This is a genomic window from Pseudomonas sp. B111 (assembly GCF_026428275.1).
In the GTDB taxonomy this organism is placed as follows: domain Bacteria; phylum Pseudomonadota; class Gammaproteobacteria; order Pseudomonadales; family Pseudomonadaceae; genus Pseudomonas; species Pseudomonas aeruginosa.
On record NZ_CP097857.1, the window covers coordinates 2,191,492 to 2,206,427 of the forward strand.

16 protein-coding genes are annotated in these 14,936 nt (G+C 68.8%); 6 read left to right on the plus strand and 10 right to left on the minus strand.

Annotated elements, in window-relative coordinates:
• Positions 1–48: 48 nt before the first annotated feature.
• Positions 49–909 carry a pirin family protein gene (locus tag M6E97_RS10360; RefSeq protein WP_003089646.1) on the minus strand — a complete coding sequence of 287 codons (861 nt, stop codon included), beginning with the start codon at positions 907–909 and terminating at the stop codon, positions 49–51.
• Positions 910–1,009: 100 nt separating this feature from the next.
• Here M6E97_RS10360 and M6E97_RS10365 point away from each other — a divergent pair, with 100 nt between their 5' ends.
• Positions 1,010–1,948 carry a LysR substrate-binding domain-containing protein gene (locus M6E97_RS10365; RefSeq protein WP_003105956.1) on the plus strand — a complete coding sequence of 313 codons (939 nt, stop codon included), beginning with the start codon at positions 1,010–1,012 and terminating at the stop codon, positions 1,946–1,948.
• 3 nt (positions 1,949–1,951) lie between these two features.
• Here M6E97_RS10365 and treA read toward each other — a convergent pair whose 3' ends face one another.
• On the minus strand, positions 1,952–3,589 hold the full coding sequence (gene treA / locus M6E97_RS10370; RefSeq protein WP_003122365.1) for an alpha,alpha-trehalase TreA: 1,638 nt from the start codon (positions 3,587–3,589) through the stop codon (positions 1,952–1,954).
• A 358-nt stretch (positions 3,590–3,947) separates the two neighbouring features.
• Between treA and M6E97_RS10375 the strand changes: the two genes are divergently transcribed.
• The 5 genes from M6E97_RS10375 (at position 3,948) to M6E97_RS10395 (ending at position 8,334) form a co-directional block, all read left to right on the plus strand.
• The gene (locus M6E97_RS10375; protein ID WP_003111287.1) at positions 3,948–4,373 is read left to right on the plus strand and encodes a hypothetical protein; all 426 of its coding nucleotides are present in this window, start codon (positions 3,948–3,950) and stop codon (positions 4,371–4,373) included.
• Complete coding sequence (locus tag M6E97_RS10380) at positions 4,366–5,685, plus strand: PQQ-dependent sugar dehydrogenase (RefSeq protein WP_034005091.1); 1,320 nt, start codon at positions 4,366–4,368, stop codon at positions 5,683–5,685. The genes M6E97_RS10375 and M6E97_RS10380 overlap by 8 nt, the downstream gene beginning before the upstream one ends.
• A 178-nt stretch (positions 5,686–5,863) precedes the next feature.
• Positions 5,864–7,273 (plus strand): aspartate aminotransferase family protein, encoded by a 1,410-nt coding sequence (locus M6E97_RS10385; RefSeq protein ID WP_003089638.1) that lies wholly within the window; start codon positions 5,864–5,866, stop codon positions 7,271–7,273.
• 77 nt (positions 7,274–7,350) lie between these two features.
• Entirely contained in the window at positions 7,351–7,569 is a 219-nt protein-coding gene (locus M6E97_RS10390; RefSeq protein WP_003089636.1) for an MbtH family protein, read from the plus strand.
• Positions 7,570–8,334 (plus strand): thioesterase II family protein, encoded by a 765-nt coding sequence (locus M6E97_RS10395; protein WP_003089632.1) that lies wholly within the window; start codon positions 7,570–7,572, stop codon positions 8,332–8,334.
• A gap of 99 nt (positions 8,335–8,433) precedes the next feature.
• On the opposite strand, the gene M6E97_RS10400 is transcribed toward M6E97_RS10395, so the two are convergent.
• From M6E97_RS10400 to M6E97_RS10435, 8 genes are read right to left on the minus strand one after another with little or no spacing between them, the layout of a single operon-like run.
• Positions 8,434–9,351, minus strand: coding sequence for a metal ABC transporter solute-binding protein, Zn/Mn family (locus tag M6E97_RS10400; RefSeq protein ID WP_003111290.1), 918 nt, complete (start codon positions 9,349–9,351; stop codon positions 8,434–8,436).
• Positions 9,348–10,253, minus strand: coding sequence for a metal ABC transporter permease (locus M6E97_RS10405; protein WP_003106903.1), 906 nt, complete (start codon positions 10,251–10,253; stop codon positions 9,348–9,350). The genes M6E97_RS10400 and M6E97_RS10405 overlap by 4 nt, the downstream gene beginning before the upstream one ends.
• Positions 10,250–11,005, minus strand: a complete 756-nt coding sequence (locus M6E97_RS10410) for a metal ABC transporter ATP-binding protein (protein ID WP_003106905.1) — start codon at positions 11,003–11,005, stop codon at positions 10,250–10,252. The genes M6E97_RS10405 and M6E97_RS10410 overlap by 4 nt, the downstream gene beginning before the upstream one ends.
• A complete protein-coding gene (locus tag M6E97_RS10415; protein WP_003113055.1) occupies positions 11,002–11,955 on the minus strand; it encodes a metal ABC transporter substrate-binding protein in 954 nt (317 codons plus the stop codon). Before M6E97_RS10415 ends, M6E97_RS10410 begins: the two co-directional genes overlap by 4 nt.
• Positions 11,956–11,987: 32 nt before the next feature.
• Positions 11,988–12,548 (minus strand): DUF6162 family protein, encoded by a 561-nt coding sequence (locus tag M6E97_RS10420; protein ID WP_003089625.1) that lies wholly within the window; start codon positions 12,546–12,548, stop codon positions 11,988–11,990.
• The gene (locus M6E97_RS10425; protein WP_003089624.1) at positions 12,545–12,874 is read right to left on the minus strand and encodes a hypothetical protein; all 330 of its coding nucleotides are present in this window, start codon (positions 12,872–12,874) and stop codon (positions 12,545–12,547) included. The genes M6E97_RS10420 and M6E97_RS10425 overlap by 4 nt, the downstream gene beginning before the upstream one ends.
• Positions 12,871–13,410, minus strand: a complete 540-nt coding sequence (locus M6E97_RS10430) for a hypothetical protein (RefSeq protein WP_003089621.1) — start codon at positions 13,408–13,410, stop codon at positions 12,871–12,873. Before M6E97_RS10430 ends, M6E97_RS10425 begins: the two co-directional genes overlap by 4 nt.
• Positions 13,407–14,618 carry a PepSY-associated TM helix domain-containing protein gene (locus tag M6E97_RS10435; RefSeq protein ID WP_034005088.1) on the minus strand — a complete coding sequence of 404 codons (1,212 nt, stop codon included), beginning with the start codon at positions 14,616–14,618 and terminating at the stop codon, positions 13,407–13,409. Before M6E97_RS10435 ends, M6E97_RS10430 begins: the two co-directional genes overlap by 4 nt.
• Positions 14,619–14,936 lie beyond the last annotated feature (318 nt).

A 14,936-nucleotide genomic window follows, 5' to 3' on the forward strand; every position in this document is an offset into this window, starting at 1 on the left:
CGGCCGGGCCCGCGCTTCCTGCGCGGGCCATGTCGTAGGGGGCGGACTTCAGTGGGCGCGGATGAAGCGCCCGTTCTCGAAGTCCTCGATGGCCTGGTCGATTTCCTCGCGGCTGCTCATCACGAAGGGGCCATAGCCGATGATCGGCTCGTCCAGCGGCTCGCCGCTGAGCACCAGCAACTGCACGTCGTTGTTGGCTTCCAGTTCCAGCCGCGGGTCGTCGCGGTCGAGCAGGGCGACCTGGGCTTCGCGAACGATCTCGTCGCCGACCGCGAGGGTGCCGCGCAGGACCACCACGGCGCAGGTATGTCCCTTGGGCAGGTCGAGGGCGAGGTGCTTGCCGGCCTTCAGCTGCACGTCCCAGACCGCCAGCGGCGAGTGGGTCAGCGCCGGCCCCTGGTGGCGGCCGTAGCGTCCGGCGATCACCCGCAGTTCGCCGGCCCTGTCGGGCAGGCCGACGCGGGGAATGTCGGCATCCAGCAGGGTCTGGTAGCGCGGCGGGTTCATCTTGTCGCTGGAGGGCAGGTTGACCCATAGCTGGACCATTTCCAGCGTTCCACCTGTGCTACGGAAGCGTTCCGAGTGGTACTCCTCGTGGAGGATCCCGGAGGCCGCCGTCATCCACTGCACATCCCCCGGCCCGATGCGTCCGCCGGCGCCGGTGGAGTCGTGGTGCTCGACCTCGCCCTGGTAGACGATGGTCACCGTCTCGAAGCCGCGATGAGGATGCTGGCCTACGCCGCGGCGCTGCTGTGCGGGGGGGAAATCAGCAGGCCCGGCGTAGTCCAGCAAGAGGAACGGGCTGATATGCTGGCCCAGTGTGTTGTAGGAAAAGAGCGAACGAACGGGGAATCCGTCGCCCACCCAGTGGCGGTTGGCGTTGCCGTAGATTCCCAGGACCTTTTTCACGTCGGTGCTCCTCGATTGAGTCGATGGAGCGATACGCTAGTTCCCGGGAGTGGGAACCGGTAGTCCGCAAATCAAGTCTCAGAGTCTCGCAGGTGGAACGATGAGTGGTGAGCTGGTGTTCGATCTGAACGCGCTTTTCATCTATGCCAAGGTGGTCGAGCACGGTGGCTTCGCCCCCGCCGGGCGGGTGCTGGGGATTCCCAAGTCGACCATCAGCCGCAAGGTCGCGCAGCTCGAGGCGCGCCTGGGCGTACGCCTGGTGCAGCGCTCGACGCGGCAATTCCAGGTGACCGAGATCGGCCAGGCCTACTACCGTCATTGCGTGGCGATGACGGTGGAAGCGGAGGCTGCCGAGGACGTCATCGAACAGAACCGCTCGGAGCCGTGCGGAATGGTCCGCCTGACCTGCTCGACGCCGCTGCTGCACTTCGAACTGGCGCCGATGCTGGCGCGCTTCATGGCGCAGTATCCGAACGTCGAGCTGTACGTGAAGACCTTCAATCGCCGGGTCGACGTGATCGCCGAAGGCTACGACATCTCGCTGTCGCTGCGTTTCCCGCCGCTGGAGGACAGCGACCTGGTGATGAAGGTGCTGGCACGCAGTCCGCAGGTGCTGGTGGCCAGCCCGGAGCTGCTGGCCCGCTACCGCCCGCCGGAGCTGCCGGCCGACCTGTCGGCGATGCCCTACGTCGGCTGGGAGCGTTCGCGCCTGGACGGCAGCCTGCGGCTGGTCGGCGCGGATGGCAGCAGCGCGGCCCTCAACCTGCGCCCGCAACTGCTCAGCGACGACCTCGGCACCTTGCGCCAGGCGGTGCTGGAGGGCGTCGGGATCGGCGGCCTGCCGCTCTGCGTGGTCAGTCGCGACCTGGCCGAGCGCCGGCTGGTGCGGGTGCTGCCGGAGTGGACGCCGGTGGAAGGCATGGTGGTGGCAATGTTCCCTTCGCGGCGCGGGCTGTTGCCTTCGGTCCGCGCGCTGATCGACTTTCTCGCCGCAGGCTTCGCCGACGCCGCGCAGCGCCAGTACCCGGCGCCGGGCTGAGGCTCAGCGACCGGCGCCCGGGCCGTAGAGTCGGAGCAGTTGCAGGGTCACGCCGTTGGACCAGCCGAAGCCGTCCTGCAGCGGGTACTCGCCACCGCCGCCGCCGCCCTGGTTGCCGCTGATGTCGTATTTCTCCACCAGTTTTCCTTCGCGGTCGTAGACCTGCTGCACCTGGGCGAGGAATCGCCGGCCGATGTCTTCCGCCAGGGCGTCCCGGCCGTAGGCGCGCAGGCCCTGTACGGCGACCCACTGCAAGGGTGCCCAGCCGTTCGGCTCGTCCCATTGCTGGCCGCTGGCACGGGTGGTGGTGGCCAGTCCGCCCGGGCGCAGCAGTTGGGCGGCGACGCTGTCGGCGGTACGACCGGCGCGTTCGGCGGAGGCCAGCCCGGTGAATAGCGGGAAGAGGCTGGCGGCGTTGATCCGCTCGATGGGCCGCCGGCGTTGCCAGTCGTAGTCGGCGTAGTAGCCCGCCGGGTGCCAGAGGTGGTCTTCGATGGCCTGTCGTCGCTTCTCCGCGCGGGCTCCGTAGCCTTGCTCGCAGGCCTTCAGCGCGCTGCTGGCGCAGGCCTTGGCGATGGTTCGTTCGAGATGGTAGAGCAGGGCGTTGAGGTCCACCGGGACGATGGCGGTGGTGCGGATGCTGGCCAGTTCGCGGCCGTCGTCCAGCCAGCGGGAGGAGAAGTCCCAGCCGCTTTCCGCGCCGGCCCGCAGGTCGCGATAGACCTCGCCCGCAGGGCGCTGCGGGGCGCGCGCGGCGGTCGCCCGGTCCTCCAGGAAGGACTCCTGGCGCGGTGTGTCACGGTTGTCCCAGTAGCGGTTCAGCAGGCTGCCGTCGGCCAGTTTCACCACGTGCAGGCGCGCCTCGTTGGGGCGCAGCCCGGCGGAGCCTTCCATCCAGTAGGCGTATTCCTTCTGTAGCTGCGGCAGGTAGCGCCGGTAGGCGGCGTCGCCTTCGCGTCTTGCCTGGAGGTCCACCATGTAGGCGAAGAACGGCGGCTGCGAACGGCTCAGGTAGTAGCTGCGGTTACCGTTGGGAATGTGCCCGTAGGTATCGATCAGGTAGGCGAAGTTGTCGAGCATGTCGCGCACCCGCTGGTGCTGCCCGCTCTCCGCAAGGCCGAGCATGGTGAAGTAGGAGTCCCAGTAGTACACCTCGCGGAAGCGTCCGCCGGGGACCACGTAGGGTTTCGGCAGCGGCAGCAGGCTGCTGTGGGCCGGCACCTGCTCGTAGTGGCGGGTCAACGCCGGCCACAGGTCGCTGATGTGGCTGGCGAGATCGGCGCCCGCTTCCGGCGGGGCGGTCTCGACGCTGCCGGACTCCTCGAAGTTGCGGCCGACGAAGGCGCGCAGGTCGAAGCCGGGCCGCTCCCTCTCGCGCAGGTAGTCGGCGCGGATCCGTGCAGGCTCGCGCAGCGGGAGCGCATCGACGAAGTGCTTCTGGTCGCTGAACAGCCGGCTCTCCTGCACCGCCTGGAACAGCTCGGGATAGGCTTCGTCGGGGGCGATCGCGCGTTCGCCGCTGGCGTCCTGCCAACCCCAGGACGCGGGCGGGGTAGGCGCCGGGCCCTGGCTGCAGGCCGCCAGCAGGAGCAGGACCCAGGCCGCGAGCATGGCGCGGGGTAGAGCGGTTCGATCAGGCATCGGCTGTCTCCTCTTCGGCAAACGCCGGGCGCGGATCGGTCGCCGGCGGGGTGCGCCTGGGGCGGCGCGGCAACCCGGCGGGAGGGCCGGGAAGGGCGCTACCCCTGTTTCGGTGAGTCGCGGCGCACGAAGTTCCATCGGAAGGATCGCCAGCGTACCTATCGCTTCCGACAGGTCCTTGCGGATGAACTCCAGCGCTTCGTGCAGGTCCGTCGCAGAAGGGGCGCGAGCCCCCCAGTCGCCGTTTCGCCGTGCCGTTCCCCGCTGCCCGCGCCTTGCGCAGGGCCTCGGCGGTTCGAATCTCCTGCCCGTCCCTTCACGTCGGGAAGCCTGCGTTTCCCGAGAGGAGTGTTTCGCAATGGCCACCGCACTACGCTTCAGACCCCTGGACGCCTTCTACAACGTCCTCAACCCGGTTCCCTTCGGTTTCTTCGTCGCCGCCCTGGTCTTCGACGCCACCTATTTCGCCACGGCGGAGGTGATGTGGGGCAAGAGCGCGGCCTGGCTGATCAGTCTCGGCCTGCTGTTCGCCATCCTGCCCTGCGTCGTCGACCTGTGCCGCGTATGGCTGCTGCGGCGCGCGGCGGTCGTCGCGGCGGCCAGGGTTTCCTCCTTGCTGAAGTTCGCCGGCATCGTCCTGGCCATCTTCAATGCCTTCGTGCACAGCCGCGACGCCTATGCGGTGATGCCGGCCGGGCTATGGCTGTCGATCGCGACGGTGCTGCTGCTGGCGCTGGGAGAGGCGCTCCTGGCGGTATCCGCGGAGGAGGTGGCGCATGGCTAGCCTCTACTCGCTGCGCCCCGTCGCGCTTGCCGTCGGCCTGGTCCTGGCCGGCTGCAACCAGGGGTCGCAGAACGATCCGCAGCAGCAGACCGGCGCCAATCCGGCGCTTCCGGAACCGAAGCACTTCCTTCTGCCGCCGATGAAGGTACCGGAAGGCGTGGGCTGGTCGGGAGAGGCCAAGCCGACGGTGGCGCAGGGCCTGAAGATCGAGAAGATCGCCGATGGCCTGCAACACCCTCGCCAGTTGCTGGTCTTGCCCAACGGCGATGTGCTGGTGGTGGAGGCCAACTCGCCCGGCACCGCGCCGGTGACCACGCCGAAGCAACTCATCGCGGGGATGGTCAAGGGCCAGTCCGGCAAGGCCGGCAAGGGCGGCAACCGCATCACCCTGCTGCGCCGAGCCGGCGCCGAAGGCCAGTGGCAGAAGTACGTGTTCCTGGAAGGGCTGGACTCGCCGTTCGGCGTGCAGCGGGTGGGGGATTACCTGTATGTCGCCAATACCGGGAATATCATGCGCTACCGCTACGTGCCGGGTGAAACCCGGGTCGCCGACCCGGGGATGGAGTTCACCGACCTGCCGGACACCATCAACCACCACTGGACCAAGGCGCTGCTCGCCAGTCCCGACGGGCGCAAGCTCTACGTGGGCGTCGGTTCGAACAGCAACATCACCGAGAACGGCGCGGCGATCGAATACCGTCGCGCGGCGATTCTCGAGGTGGACGTCGCCAGCCGCGGCAGCCGCATCTACGCCTCCGGCCTGCGCAACCCGACCGGCCTGCAGTGGGAACCGGTCTCCGGCAAGCTGTGGACCATCGTCAACGAGCGCGACGAGATCGGCAACGACCTGGTCCCGGACTACCTGACCTCGGTACGGGAGGGCGGCTTCTACGGCTGGCCCTACAGCTACTTCGGCCAGCACCTGGATTCGCGGGTGAAGCCGCAGCGTCCCGACCTGGTGGCGAAGGCCATCGTCCCCGACTACGCGCTGGGTTCCCACGTGGCCGCGCTGGGCCTGTTCTTCTACACCGGCAACGAGTTGCCCGAGCGCTATCGCAACGGCGCCTTCGTCAGCGAGCACGGCAGTTGGAACCGCTCGCCGGTCAGCGGCTTCCAGGTGGTCCATGTGCCGTTCGCCGACGGCAAGCCCGCCGGTGCGCCGCAGCCGGTGGTGACCGGGTTCGTCTCCGCGGACGAGAAGCAGTTGTTCGGCGCACCGGTGGGGTTGGCGCAGGCGGCCGACGGCGCGTTGCTGATCGCCGACGACGTCGGCAACGCGATCTGGCGGGTGAGCGCCGCGGGCGCCGACTAGCGGCCCGCTCGACGGTGTCCGGGCCGGAGCTGGCGGTCCGGGCACGGTGCTGCGGTCCGGCGCAGTAAATCCGTGCGTCCCTCCTGCGTCTCCTGTGCATCCGATCCGCGAATGCCGCCCCTGGCGGCCGGATCGCCGGTTGCCAGTGGAACACCACCACGCCTTGAGGGTTGAAGACATGCACGTCGCCACCAGCGTCATCGAAGACCAGCCGCTCCGCGCCACCCCGGCGGAGGGCGAAACGCTCTACGAGTTCTCCCAGTCGCCCTTGCTGGAACGGCAAAGCCGCCAGGAGTCCAACGCGCGCAGCTATCCGCGGCGGATTCCGCTGGCGCTGAAGAAGGCCAGGGGGCTGCTGGTGGAGGACGTCGAGGGGCGTACCTTCATCGATTGCCTGGCCGGCGCCGGCACCCTGGCGCTGGGGCACAACCATCCGGTGGTGATCGAGGCGATCCGCCAGGTTCTGGCCGACGAGCTGCCGCTGCACACCCTCGACCTGACCACCCCGGTGAAGGACCAGTTCGTCCAGGACCTGTTCGGCCTGCTGCCGCCGGCGCTGGCCGCCGAGGCGAAGATCCAGTTCTGCGGCCCGACCGGCACCGACGCGGTGGAAGCCGCGCTGAAACTGGTACGCACCGCCACCGGGCGCAGCACCATCCTGTCGTTCCAGGGCGGCTACCACGGCATGAGCCAGGGCGCGCTGGGGCTGATGGGCAATCTCGGACCGAAGAAGCCGCTGGGCGCGGTGCTCAGCACGGGCGTGCAGTTCCTGCCGTATCCCTACGATTACCGTTGCCCGTTCGGTCTCGGCGGCGAGGCGGGGGTCAAGGCGAACCTGCACTACCTGGAGAACCTGCTGAACGATCCGGAAGGCGGCGTGCAGTTGCCGGCGGCGGTGATCGTCGAGGTGGTCCAGGGCGAGGGCGGCGTGGTCCCGGCCGATCTCGACTGGCTGCGCGGCTTGCGGCGGATCACCGAGCAGGCCGGGGTGGCGCTGATCGTCGACGAGATCCAGAGCGGCTTCGCCCGTACCGGCAGGATGTTCGCCTTCGAGCACGCCGGCATCGTCCCCGACGTGGTGGTGCTGTCCAAGGCCATCGGCGGCAGCCTGCCGCTGGCGGTGGTGGTCTACCGCGAATGGCTGGACAAATGGCAGCCCGGCGCCCACGCCGGCACCTTCCGCGGCAACCAGATGGCCATGGCCGCCGGTTCGGCGGTGATGCGCTACCTGAAGGAACACGACCTGGCGGCCCACGCGGCGGCCATGGGCGAGCGCCTGGCCGAGCACCTGCGCATCCTCCAGCGCGACTATCCGCAACTGGGCGATATCCGCGGTCGGGGGCTGATGCTCGGGGTCGAGATCGTCGACCCGCAGGGCGAGGCGGATGCCCTCGGTCATCCGCCGACCGACGGCGCCCTGGCCTCGCGGGTCCAGCGCGAGTGCCTGAGGCGCGGCCTGATCCTCGAACTGGGCGGCCGCCACGGCAGCGTGGTGCGCTTCCTGCCGCCGCTGATCATCGGCGCCGAACAGATCGACGAGGTGGCCCGGCGTTTCGCCCGCGCCCTCGGCGCGGCGCTGGCCGGCTAATTTTCCCGCCGGGCTTTTCGTTATCCAACGCAAGGGCCGTGCTGCGCGCGGCCGTTCGATCCCATCAGGAGCAAGCAATGACTTCAGTGTTCGACCGTGACGACATCCAGTTCCAGGTAGTGGTCAACCATGAGGAGCAGTATTCCATCTGGCCGGAATACAAGGAGATTCCCCAGGGCTGGCGGGCGGCCGGCAAGAGCGGCCTGAAGAAGGACTGCCTGGCCTACATCGAGGAAGTCTGGACCGACATGCGCCCGCTGAGCCTGCGCCAGCACATGGACAAGGCGGCCGGCTGAGTGGGCGGTACGCCCGTACGGCTGTTCTGCCTGCCGTATTCCGGCGCCAGCGCCATGACCTACAGCCGCTGGCGGCGCAAGCTGCCGGCCTGGCTGGCGGTGCGTCCGGTGGAGTTGCCGGGGCGCGGGGCGCGGATGGCCGAGCCGTTGCAGACCGACCTGGCGAGCCTGGCGCAGCAACTGGCGCGCGAGCTGCACGACGAGGTCCGCCAGGGCCCCTACGCGATGCTCGGCCACAGCCTCGGCGCCTTGCTCGCCTGCGAGGTGCTGTATGCCTTGCGCGAACTGGGTTGCCCGACGCCGCTGGGGTTCTTCGCCTGCGGCACCGCGGCGCCGTCGCGACGCGCCGAGTATGACCGCGGTTTCGCCGAACCGAAGAGCGACGCCGAGCTGATCGCCGACCTGCGCGACCTGCAAGGTACGCCGGAAGAGGTGCTGGGCAACCGCGAGCTGATGAGCCTGACCCTGCCGATCCTGCGCGCTGATTTCCTGCTCTGCGGCAGCTATCGTCACCAGCGGCGCCCGCCGCTGGCCTGTCCGATCCGAACGCTTGGCGGCAGGGAGGACAAGGCCAGCGAGGAACAGTTGCTGGCCTGGGCCGAGGAAACCCGCAGCGGTTTCGGACTGGAGTTGTTCGACGGCGGGCACTTCTTCATCCATCAGCGCGAGGCCGAGGTGCTGGCGGTCGTCGAGCGCCAGGTCGAGGCCTGGCGCGCGGGGCAGGGCGCCGCGGCGTTGGTGGTGGAGTCGGCGGCGATCTGCTGATGCCCGCGAGGGCGCCATAGGCCCTGCGGCGGGTCCGATGTCGACGAAAAAAAGGCCGGGGAGCAGCGCTCCCCGGCCTTTTTCGTTACGAGGCGCGGCTCAGCCTTTACCGGCCAGCAGCCCTTCGACTATCGCTTTCATGTCGCTTTCCAGGCCGGCCACCGGGTCCGCCGCCTCGGTGTCCACCACTACCAGGCGTGCGCCGCTGGCGGCGATGGCATCGGCGAGGGGCTTGGGTGGCTGGCGATGGTGCAGGACCAGGGCGATGTCCTCGCTCTTCAGCTCCTCGGCGAAAGCCTGGATATTGGTCTCGGTCCAGCCGTCGTCGGCCTGGATCTCCACGTCCAGCGGGTCCAGGTTGAGCCCGGCGAGCAGGTAGCCGAGGCGTTCGGAGAGGCTGATCACGCTGAGGTTGTCGGCCTTCGCCAGGCGAGTCTCGTTACTGGCGGTCGCTTCCAGCAATTGCTTCTTCAGTGTCGCCAGGTTGGCCTGGATGGTCGCTGCGGCGCCGGGCGCCAGGCGTTCCAGGTCGCTGGCAAGGACATCGGCCATGCGCCCCAGGTTGGTCGGGTTGAGCCAGGGGTAGGCATGCAGGTCGCTGCCGGGGCGCAGGGCGATGCCGGGCAGGGCGCCATCCACCGGACGCGCGGCGTCGATCTCGACGATACGGATATTGCTACGGCGGGCCAGCGGGTAGAGCGGGTCGTCGCTCCAGATCGAGCGCAGGTCGATCACCGCGTCGGCCTGCCCGGCGGCCTTGGCCAGGCCGCCGGCGCCGCGCCCGGCGAAGAACGAGGCCTGGCGGCTGGCCGGCAGGTTGGCCGGGGCGACCCGTTGCAGCTTGACCTCGGTGTCCCGCAGCAGGCGTTCGGCGAGGGCGTGGGTGACCGGCAGGCTGGCCAGTACCGTGACTTGCGCGGACTGAGCCGCGGCCGGCGTCGCGGCGAGGGCCGGGAGCGGGCCGGCGAGTCCGGCGCAAGCCAGGGCCAGGGCGAGGCAATGGGGTTTCAGGTTCATCCGGGGGTTCCTTTCAGGTGCGGCAGGCAGCCGCGAGCGATGGCGGCGAGGCCGAAGGCCAGGCCGGCGACCAGGATGATCGCGGCGCCGGAGGGAATCGGCAGGTCGAACATGATCGGCAACAGGATACCGGCCAGCGTGCTGACGGTGGCGATCAGCACCGCCAGCCAGAAGAACCCTTTCAGCGACTGGCTGACCAGGCGCGCCGCCGCCGCCGGGATCACTAGCAGGGCTCCGACCAGGATCGCGCCGATCACTTTCACCGCGGCGACGGTGACCAGGGTCACCAGGGCCACGAACAGGTAGTCCAGGCTCTTCACCGCGACCCCGCGCACCGCCGCCAGTTGCGGGTTGAAGCTGGCTAGCATGATGCGGTTGTACAGCGGCAGGGCCAGGCACGGCACCAGCACGGCGACCGCCGCCAGCACCGCGAGGTCATGGCCGTTCACGGTCAGCACCGAGCCGAACAGCACGTTCTCGAGGATATGCACGTTGATCTTGCCCGCCAGCACCAGCAACAGGCTGGCGCCGAGCGCCAGGGACACCGAGAGGAACACCCCGATCAGGGTGTCCGGGGCCAGGCCGGTACGGTTGCGCAGGTAGTTGAGCAGGACGCCGAACAGCAGGCAGTAGCCGAACAGGCTGCCGTAGGGCCCGGTGTAGGGCTCGCCGAGGAGGATGCCGATGGCCACGCCGGTGAGCGCGGCGTGGCCGACCGCCTCGGAGAAGAAGGCGAAGCGCTTGACCACCACCAGGGTGCCGAGGCCGCCGAGCACCGGGCCGATCAGCAGGCCGGCGAGGAGCGCGTTGACGACGAAGCCGTAGGCCAGGGTCTCCGGCAGGTAGCCGGCGGCGGCCCAGGCCTGGACGGCCTGGCGCAGTTGTTCGTAGGCGTCGTTCATCGGCTGGCCTCCGCGTTCTTCCGGGGCTGGGTGGAGAACAGCGTGAGCAGGCGTTCCGGGGTCAGGCTGCTGGCCGCCGGACCGTCGAACAGCAGGTGGCGGTTGAGACCGCTGACCCGGTCGGCGAGGCGGCCGACGGCCTCCAGGTCGTGCTCGATCCAGAGCACGGTGACGCCGGCCTGGCGCCAGTCCAGCAGCAGCCGCTCGAAGACCTGGATGCCGCCCTCGTCGAGGGCCGACATCGGTTCGTCCAGCACCAGCAGTTGCGGCGGCGGTACCAGGCCCTGGGCCAGCAGCACGCGCTGGCGCTCGCCGCCGGAGAGGGCGCCCATGCGCCGACCGCGCTTGGCCAGCATGCCGACCCGTTCCAGGGCCGCGTCGATCGCCGGGCGCCGGCTGCGCGACAGGCCGAGGAAGGCCGGACGGCGCTGGCACATGGCGGCCATGAAATCGTCGACGGTGAGCGGCAGGCCGCGGTCGAACTCCAGCGCCTGCGGCACGTAGCCGATGCAGCCGGGCGCGCCGGGCCACTCCAGGCGCAGCTCGCCGCGATGCGGCATCTGCCCGAGCAGGGTCTTGACCAGCGAACTCTTGCCGCCGCCGTTCGGTCCGACCAGCGCGTGCACGCTACCGGCCTCGACGCGCAGGCGCACGCCATCGAGGATGCGGCTGCCGCCGAGGCTCAGGTCGATCCCGGCGAACTCGATGGCCGGCCCGCAAGGTGTGGCGCAAAGCCGTTCGGCTACGGTCATGCGCCGGACTCCTGGATGGCGCGGACCACGGTGTCGAGGTTGCGCGCCATTTCTTCCTCGTACTTGCCGGCGCTGTAGTCGCCATAGGAAATGTGCGACAGCGAATAGAGCTTCACCCCGGACTCGCGCTGGATGGTCTCGACGTAGGTGGAGGGGAAGTCGATCTCGGAGAAGATCACCTTCACGTCCAGCGCCTTGAGCTGGTCGATGGTCTTCTTCAACTGGCTCGGACTCGGCTCGATGCCGTGGGCCGGCTCGACCACGGCGGTGACTTCCAGGCCGAATTCGCGCAGCAGGTAGTCGTAGGCGCCGTGGATGGTGGCGACGCGGAAGTCGGCGGCCGGGGCCTTGTTCAGCCGCGCCAGGGCGTCGGCGCGCAGGGCCCGCAGGCGCTTGGCGTAGGCCCGGGCGTTGCGGGTGTAGGCCTTGGCGTTGGCCGGGTCGAGCTTGCCCAGCTCGCGGGCGATGGTGTTGACCTGGGTGATCGAGGCGCTGATGGACAGGAAGGTGTGCGGGTTGACCACCTTGCCGGCGCCGCGCGCGGCCATGCCAGTGGCGGCCAGCAGCGGCACCTTGGCGTTCGCCTCGATCACCGGGATGCCGGGCTTTTCGCTGGAGGCGATCATGCGCTCGGCGAAATCGTCGTGGCCGACGCCGTTGAGCACCACCACGTCGAGCGTGCCGATGCGCTTGATGTCCTCGGCACGCGGCTCGTAGGCATGCGGGTTGAAACCGGCGGGGATCAGCGGCACCACCTCGGCCTTGTCGCCGACGATGTTGCTCACGTAGCTGTAGTAGGGATGCAGGGTGATGCCGATGCGCAGGCGCTTGCCGTCTTCGGCCTGGGCCAGCGGGGCGAGCAGGGCCAGCAGCAGGGCGGCCAGCAGGGCACGGCCCGGGAGGAGGGCGGCGAGGCCGCGCGGACGGGATGAACGACGGGAGAACAGCATGGAAAAACGCCTTCTGTGGAGTCGATGTGCGATCAATGGCGGTGCTGACGGGTCACGCCGGCGTCGAAGCGGCTGACCACCTGGCGCCAGCCGGCGTCGGCCAGGGCTCGGGCGTCGCCCGGTACGGCGCCGGCAGCGGCCGCGGCGGGCTTCAGCCAGACTTCGGCGGGGCCGAGCAGCAGGAGGAACGAGCCGGCCACCTCGGGCTTGCCGCTGACGCCCAGGTAGCTCGGACGCCCGGCGGTTTCGCCGTGGCTCCAGCGGTGCTCGCCGCGGCTGCTTGCGGCGACGTCGGCGACGAAGGGCGGGAAGCCCTCGGCGGCCAGTTCGTCGACGGAGGGCGCGGCTTCGCCGTCGTCCAGGCGCGCCTGGATGTCTTCGGCGGCGACCTGCAGGTCGGCATAGATGCCCTGTTCGGCGGCATTCAGGTCGAGCCGGGCGTCCACCTGGTGGGCGTCCAGGGCTTGCGCTTCATGGGACTGCTGGCGCAGCCCGACCACCGTGGCGGCGAGGGCCAGGATCAGCACGCTGCCGAGCAGTACGTAGAGGGTCTCGTGGCCGGCGCCGGCCGGGCGGACGGTTTCGACGCTCATGGCGCGGCGATGTCGGCGTGGTCGATTTCCACCACGTGGCCGGGGCCGGCGTCGAACAGCACGTAGAACTCGCCGTCGGGACGCTTGAAGGTCAGGGTCGAGTCGGCGCCGAGCTTGCCGGGAACCAGGATCTGCTCGTCGTAGCCGATCACGTCGAGGGTTACGCCGGGGGCGCCGCTGCCGTCGGAGAAACCGCCCTTGCAGCGGATCTCGCCGGCCTGCACTTCCTCGCATTCGCAGATCGGGTTGTGCGCCAGGGCCGCGCCGCTCAGGCCGAGCAACAGGGCGGCCAGGGGCAGGCGCCAGGGGCGGGTGTGGATGCTCATTGCTTACCTCGTTTGTTCAGCCAGGCCACGGTGGCGGGGGATGCCTCGGCCAGGGGAATGGAAGCCTGGTGCATGGAGCCGTCCCAGCCTTCCATGGTGATCCACAGCTCGGCGTCGGGCCGGGTGCGCGGCGGGATCGGCACGCTGGTGCCCATGCGGTAGGGGCTGCCGAAGAAGATCACCCCGGCGGCACGCAGGCTGCGCGGCTTGCCGATGCGCAGGTAGGTCGCCTTGACCTGGGGAATGCAGGCCTGGCAGAGGGCGGCATTGAAGTCCTTCATGAAGCCGGCGGGGCCTTCGTCGTGCGGCGGTTCGATACGCATTTCCGCCAGGCGCAGGCTCCAGGGGCCGACCTGGATCTCGCCCGCCTCTCGTTCGCCGAGGCCGCTGGTGCCGCGGAACAGTGCGACGTCGGCGAAATAACGCGGCATGAAACCGAGTGGGATCAGGATCAGCAGAACGTTCAGGTGGAAACGCCAGCGCAGCCAGAACTGGCGCAGCGGCGAAACGGGCTGGGCAACGGCGGCCTTGCTCATGGCTGTCCCTCCGCGGTCTGGTTGGCCATTACCGGCGCCGGCTTGGCCGGTTTCGGCTGGCGCGCCGGGCGCTTGCCGCGCTTGACCAGCGCGGCGGTGGCCTGTGCGGTGCGCTTGCTCCAGATCAGCAGGCCGCTGAGCACCATCATGCTCAGCAGCAGGCCGAAGACGAACCAGATCAGCTTGACCCAGATACCGCCGAAATCGCCGGTGTGCAGGGGACGCATGGATTCGGTGACGAACTCCAGCGGGGTGCGGTCGCCGAGCAGGCGGGAAGACTCGATCCTGCCGTTGTAGGGATTGATCGCTGCCGACTGGTACATCAGCGGGTACCAGCCGCGGCCATAGACATAGAGCGGGCTGTAGGCGTTGCCGGGGAGGAACAGCCCGCTGGCTTCCAAGCCGGAAATGTCCCGAGTGGCGATGCGCACGGCCTCGTCGAGGTCGATCTGCACAGCCGGCTGGCCGGAAGGCGAGAGCGGCACCTCGCTGCGGGCGATGACCGGCGGCGGGCCTTCGCTGGAGAGAGTGATGTGATTGTCGGCGAGGATCGCCTGGATCAGGAACCAGGTGCCGGTGATGGAGATCACGGCGATGAACCAGATCGACCAGATGCCGCTCAGGCGGTGGAAATCGCCCCAGAAGATGCGCGCGCCCTGGCTGATGCGCAGGCGTGGTCTGAAGAAACCCTTCCAGAATCGTTTATAGACCACCAGACCGGTGACCAGCGAGGCCAACATCGGCAGGCCGAGCAACGAAACCAGGTACCAGCCCCAACTGTAGCCATTGTTGAACGGAGCCAGCCACCAGCCGTGCAAGGCACGGGTGAACTGGCGGAAATCGAAGTGCGGGCTCTTGCCCTGGATGGTACCTGTGTAGGGATTCACGTAGAGCGCAGCGCTGCTGCCGTCGGGATAGCTGACATCCACGGTCAGGGCGAAGTGGGATTCGTCGGGGCGTTCGATCGATTCGACCTTCAGCTCGGGCCGGGTCTGATTGATGCTGGCGAGGACCTGGCTGTAGCTCAGCGGTTCGGCGGAGTCGCTTGGCTTGCTGGCACGGATTTCCGGGTTGGCCAGCCAGACGATCTCCTGGCTGACCACCGCCAGGGTGCCGGTGACGCAGACGATCAGGACGAAGAACCAGATGGGCAGGGCCAGCCAGCTGTGGACGAGGAACCAGAGTCTGGAGCGGGACTTTTTCGACATGAGGCTAACGGTAGGTTAGGGGTCGTGGGCACCGACCATGGGTTGCGGGGACTGGATGCGCCCCGTTCATCCATATAGGACGAATGAGGCCGGTAGAACCTGAAGGGGAAGATGAAAGCAAATGTTTCGCAGTTGCTTTCAGCCTGGCGCCGGCGGCTTGTCTGAGGGCTTCCGTAAACGCCTGATGGCTATGCAAAAAAACCGATCGGCCAAGGTGCGACCGGAAGTCGCTGTCCGGTTAATTTTCACGATGTGTCGTCCGTTTCACATGAATGACCGAGCCCCGCGCTCGTTGCCCATGTGCACGGAAGAAGACCG

What these genes read in the sequence shown, in the direction of transcription:
- M6E97_RS10365 (WP_003105956.1), top strand. Translation starts at nt 1,010, where the DNA reads ATGAGTGGTGAGCTGGTGTTCGATCTGAACGCGCTTTTCATCTATGCC.
- treA (WP_003122365.1), bottom strand. Translation starts at nt 3,589, where the DNA reads ATGCCTGATCGAACCGCTCTACCCCGCGCCATGCTCGCGGCCTGGGTC.
- M6E97_RS10375 (WP_003111287.1), top strand. Translation starts at nt 3,948, where the DNA reads ATGGCCACCGCACTACGCTTCAGACCCCTGGACGCCTTCTACAACGTC.
- M6E97_RS10380 (WP_034005091.1), top strand. Translation starts at nt 4,366, where the DNA reads ATGGCTAGCCTCTACTCGCTGCGCCCCGTCGCGCTTGCCGTCGGCCTG.
- M6E97_RS10385 (WP_003089638.1), top strand. Translation starts at nt 5,864, where the DNA reads ATGCACGTCGCCACCAGCGTCATCGAAGACCAGCCGCTCCGCGCCACC.
- M6E97_RS10390 (WP_003089636.1), top strand. Translation starts at nt 7,351, where the DNA reads ATGACTTCAGTGTTCGACCGTGACGACATCCAGTTCCAGGTAGTGGTC.
- M6E97_RS10400 (WP_003111290.1), bottom strand. Translation starts at nt 9,351, where the DNA reads ATGAACCTGAAACCCCATTGCCTCGCCCTGGCCCTGGCTTGCGCCGGA.
- M6E97_RS10405 (WP_003106903.1), bottom strand. Translation starts at nt 10,253, where the DNA reads ATGAACGACGCCTACGAACAACTGCGCCAGGCCGTCCAGGCCTGGGCC.
- M6E97_RS10410 (WP_003106905.1), bottom strand. Translation starts at nt 11,005, where the DNA reads ATGACCGTAGCCGAACGGCTTTGCGCCACACCTTGCGGGCCGGCCATC.
- M6E97_RS10415 (WP_003113055.1), bottom strand. Translation starts at nt 11,955, where the DNA reads ATGCTGTTCTCCCGTCGTTCATCCCGTCCGCGCGGCCTCGCCGCCCTC.
- M6E97_RS10420 (WP_003089625.1), bottom strand. Translation starts at nt 12,548, where the DNA reads ATGAGCGTCGAAACCGTCCGCCCGGCCGGCGCCGGCCACGAGACCCTC.
- M6E97_RS10425 (WP_003089624.1), bottom strand. Translation starts at nt 12,874, where the DNA reads ATGAGCATCCACACCCGCCCCTGGCGCCTGCCCCTGGCCGCCCTGTTG.
- M6E97_RS10430 (WP_003089621.1), bottom strand. Translation starts at nt 13,410, where the DNA reads ATGAGCAAGGCCGCCGTTGCCCAGCCCGTTTCGCCGCTGCGCCAGTTC.
- M6E97_RS10435 (WP_034005088.1), bottom strand. Translation starts at nt 14,618, where the DNA reads ATGTCGAAAAAGTCCCGCTCCAGACTCTGGTTCCTCGTCCACAGCTGG.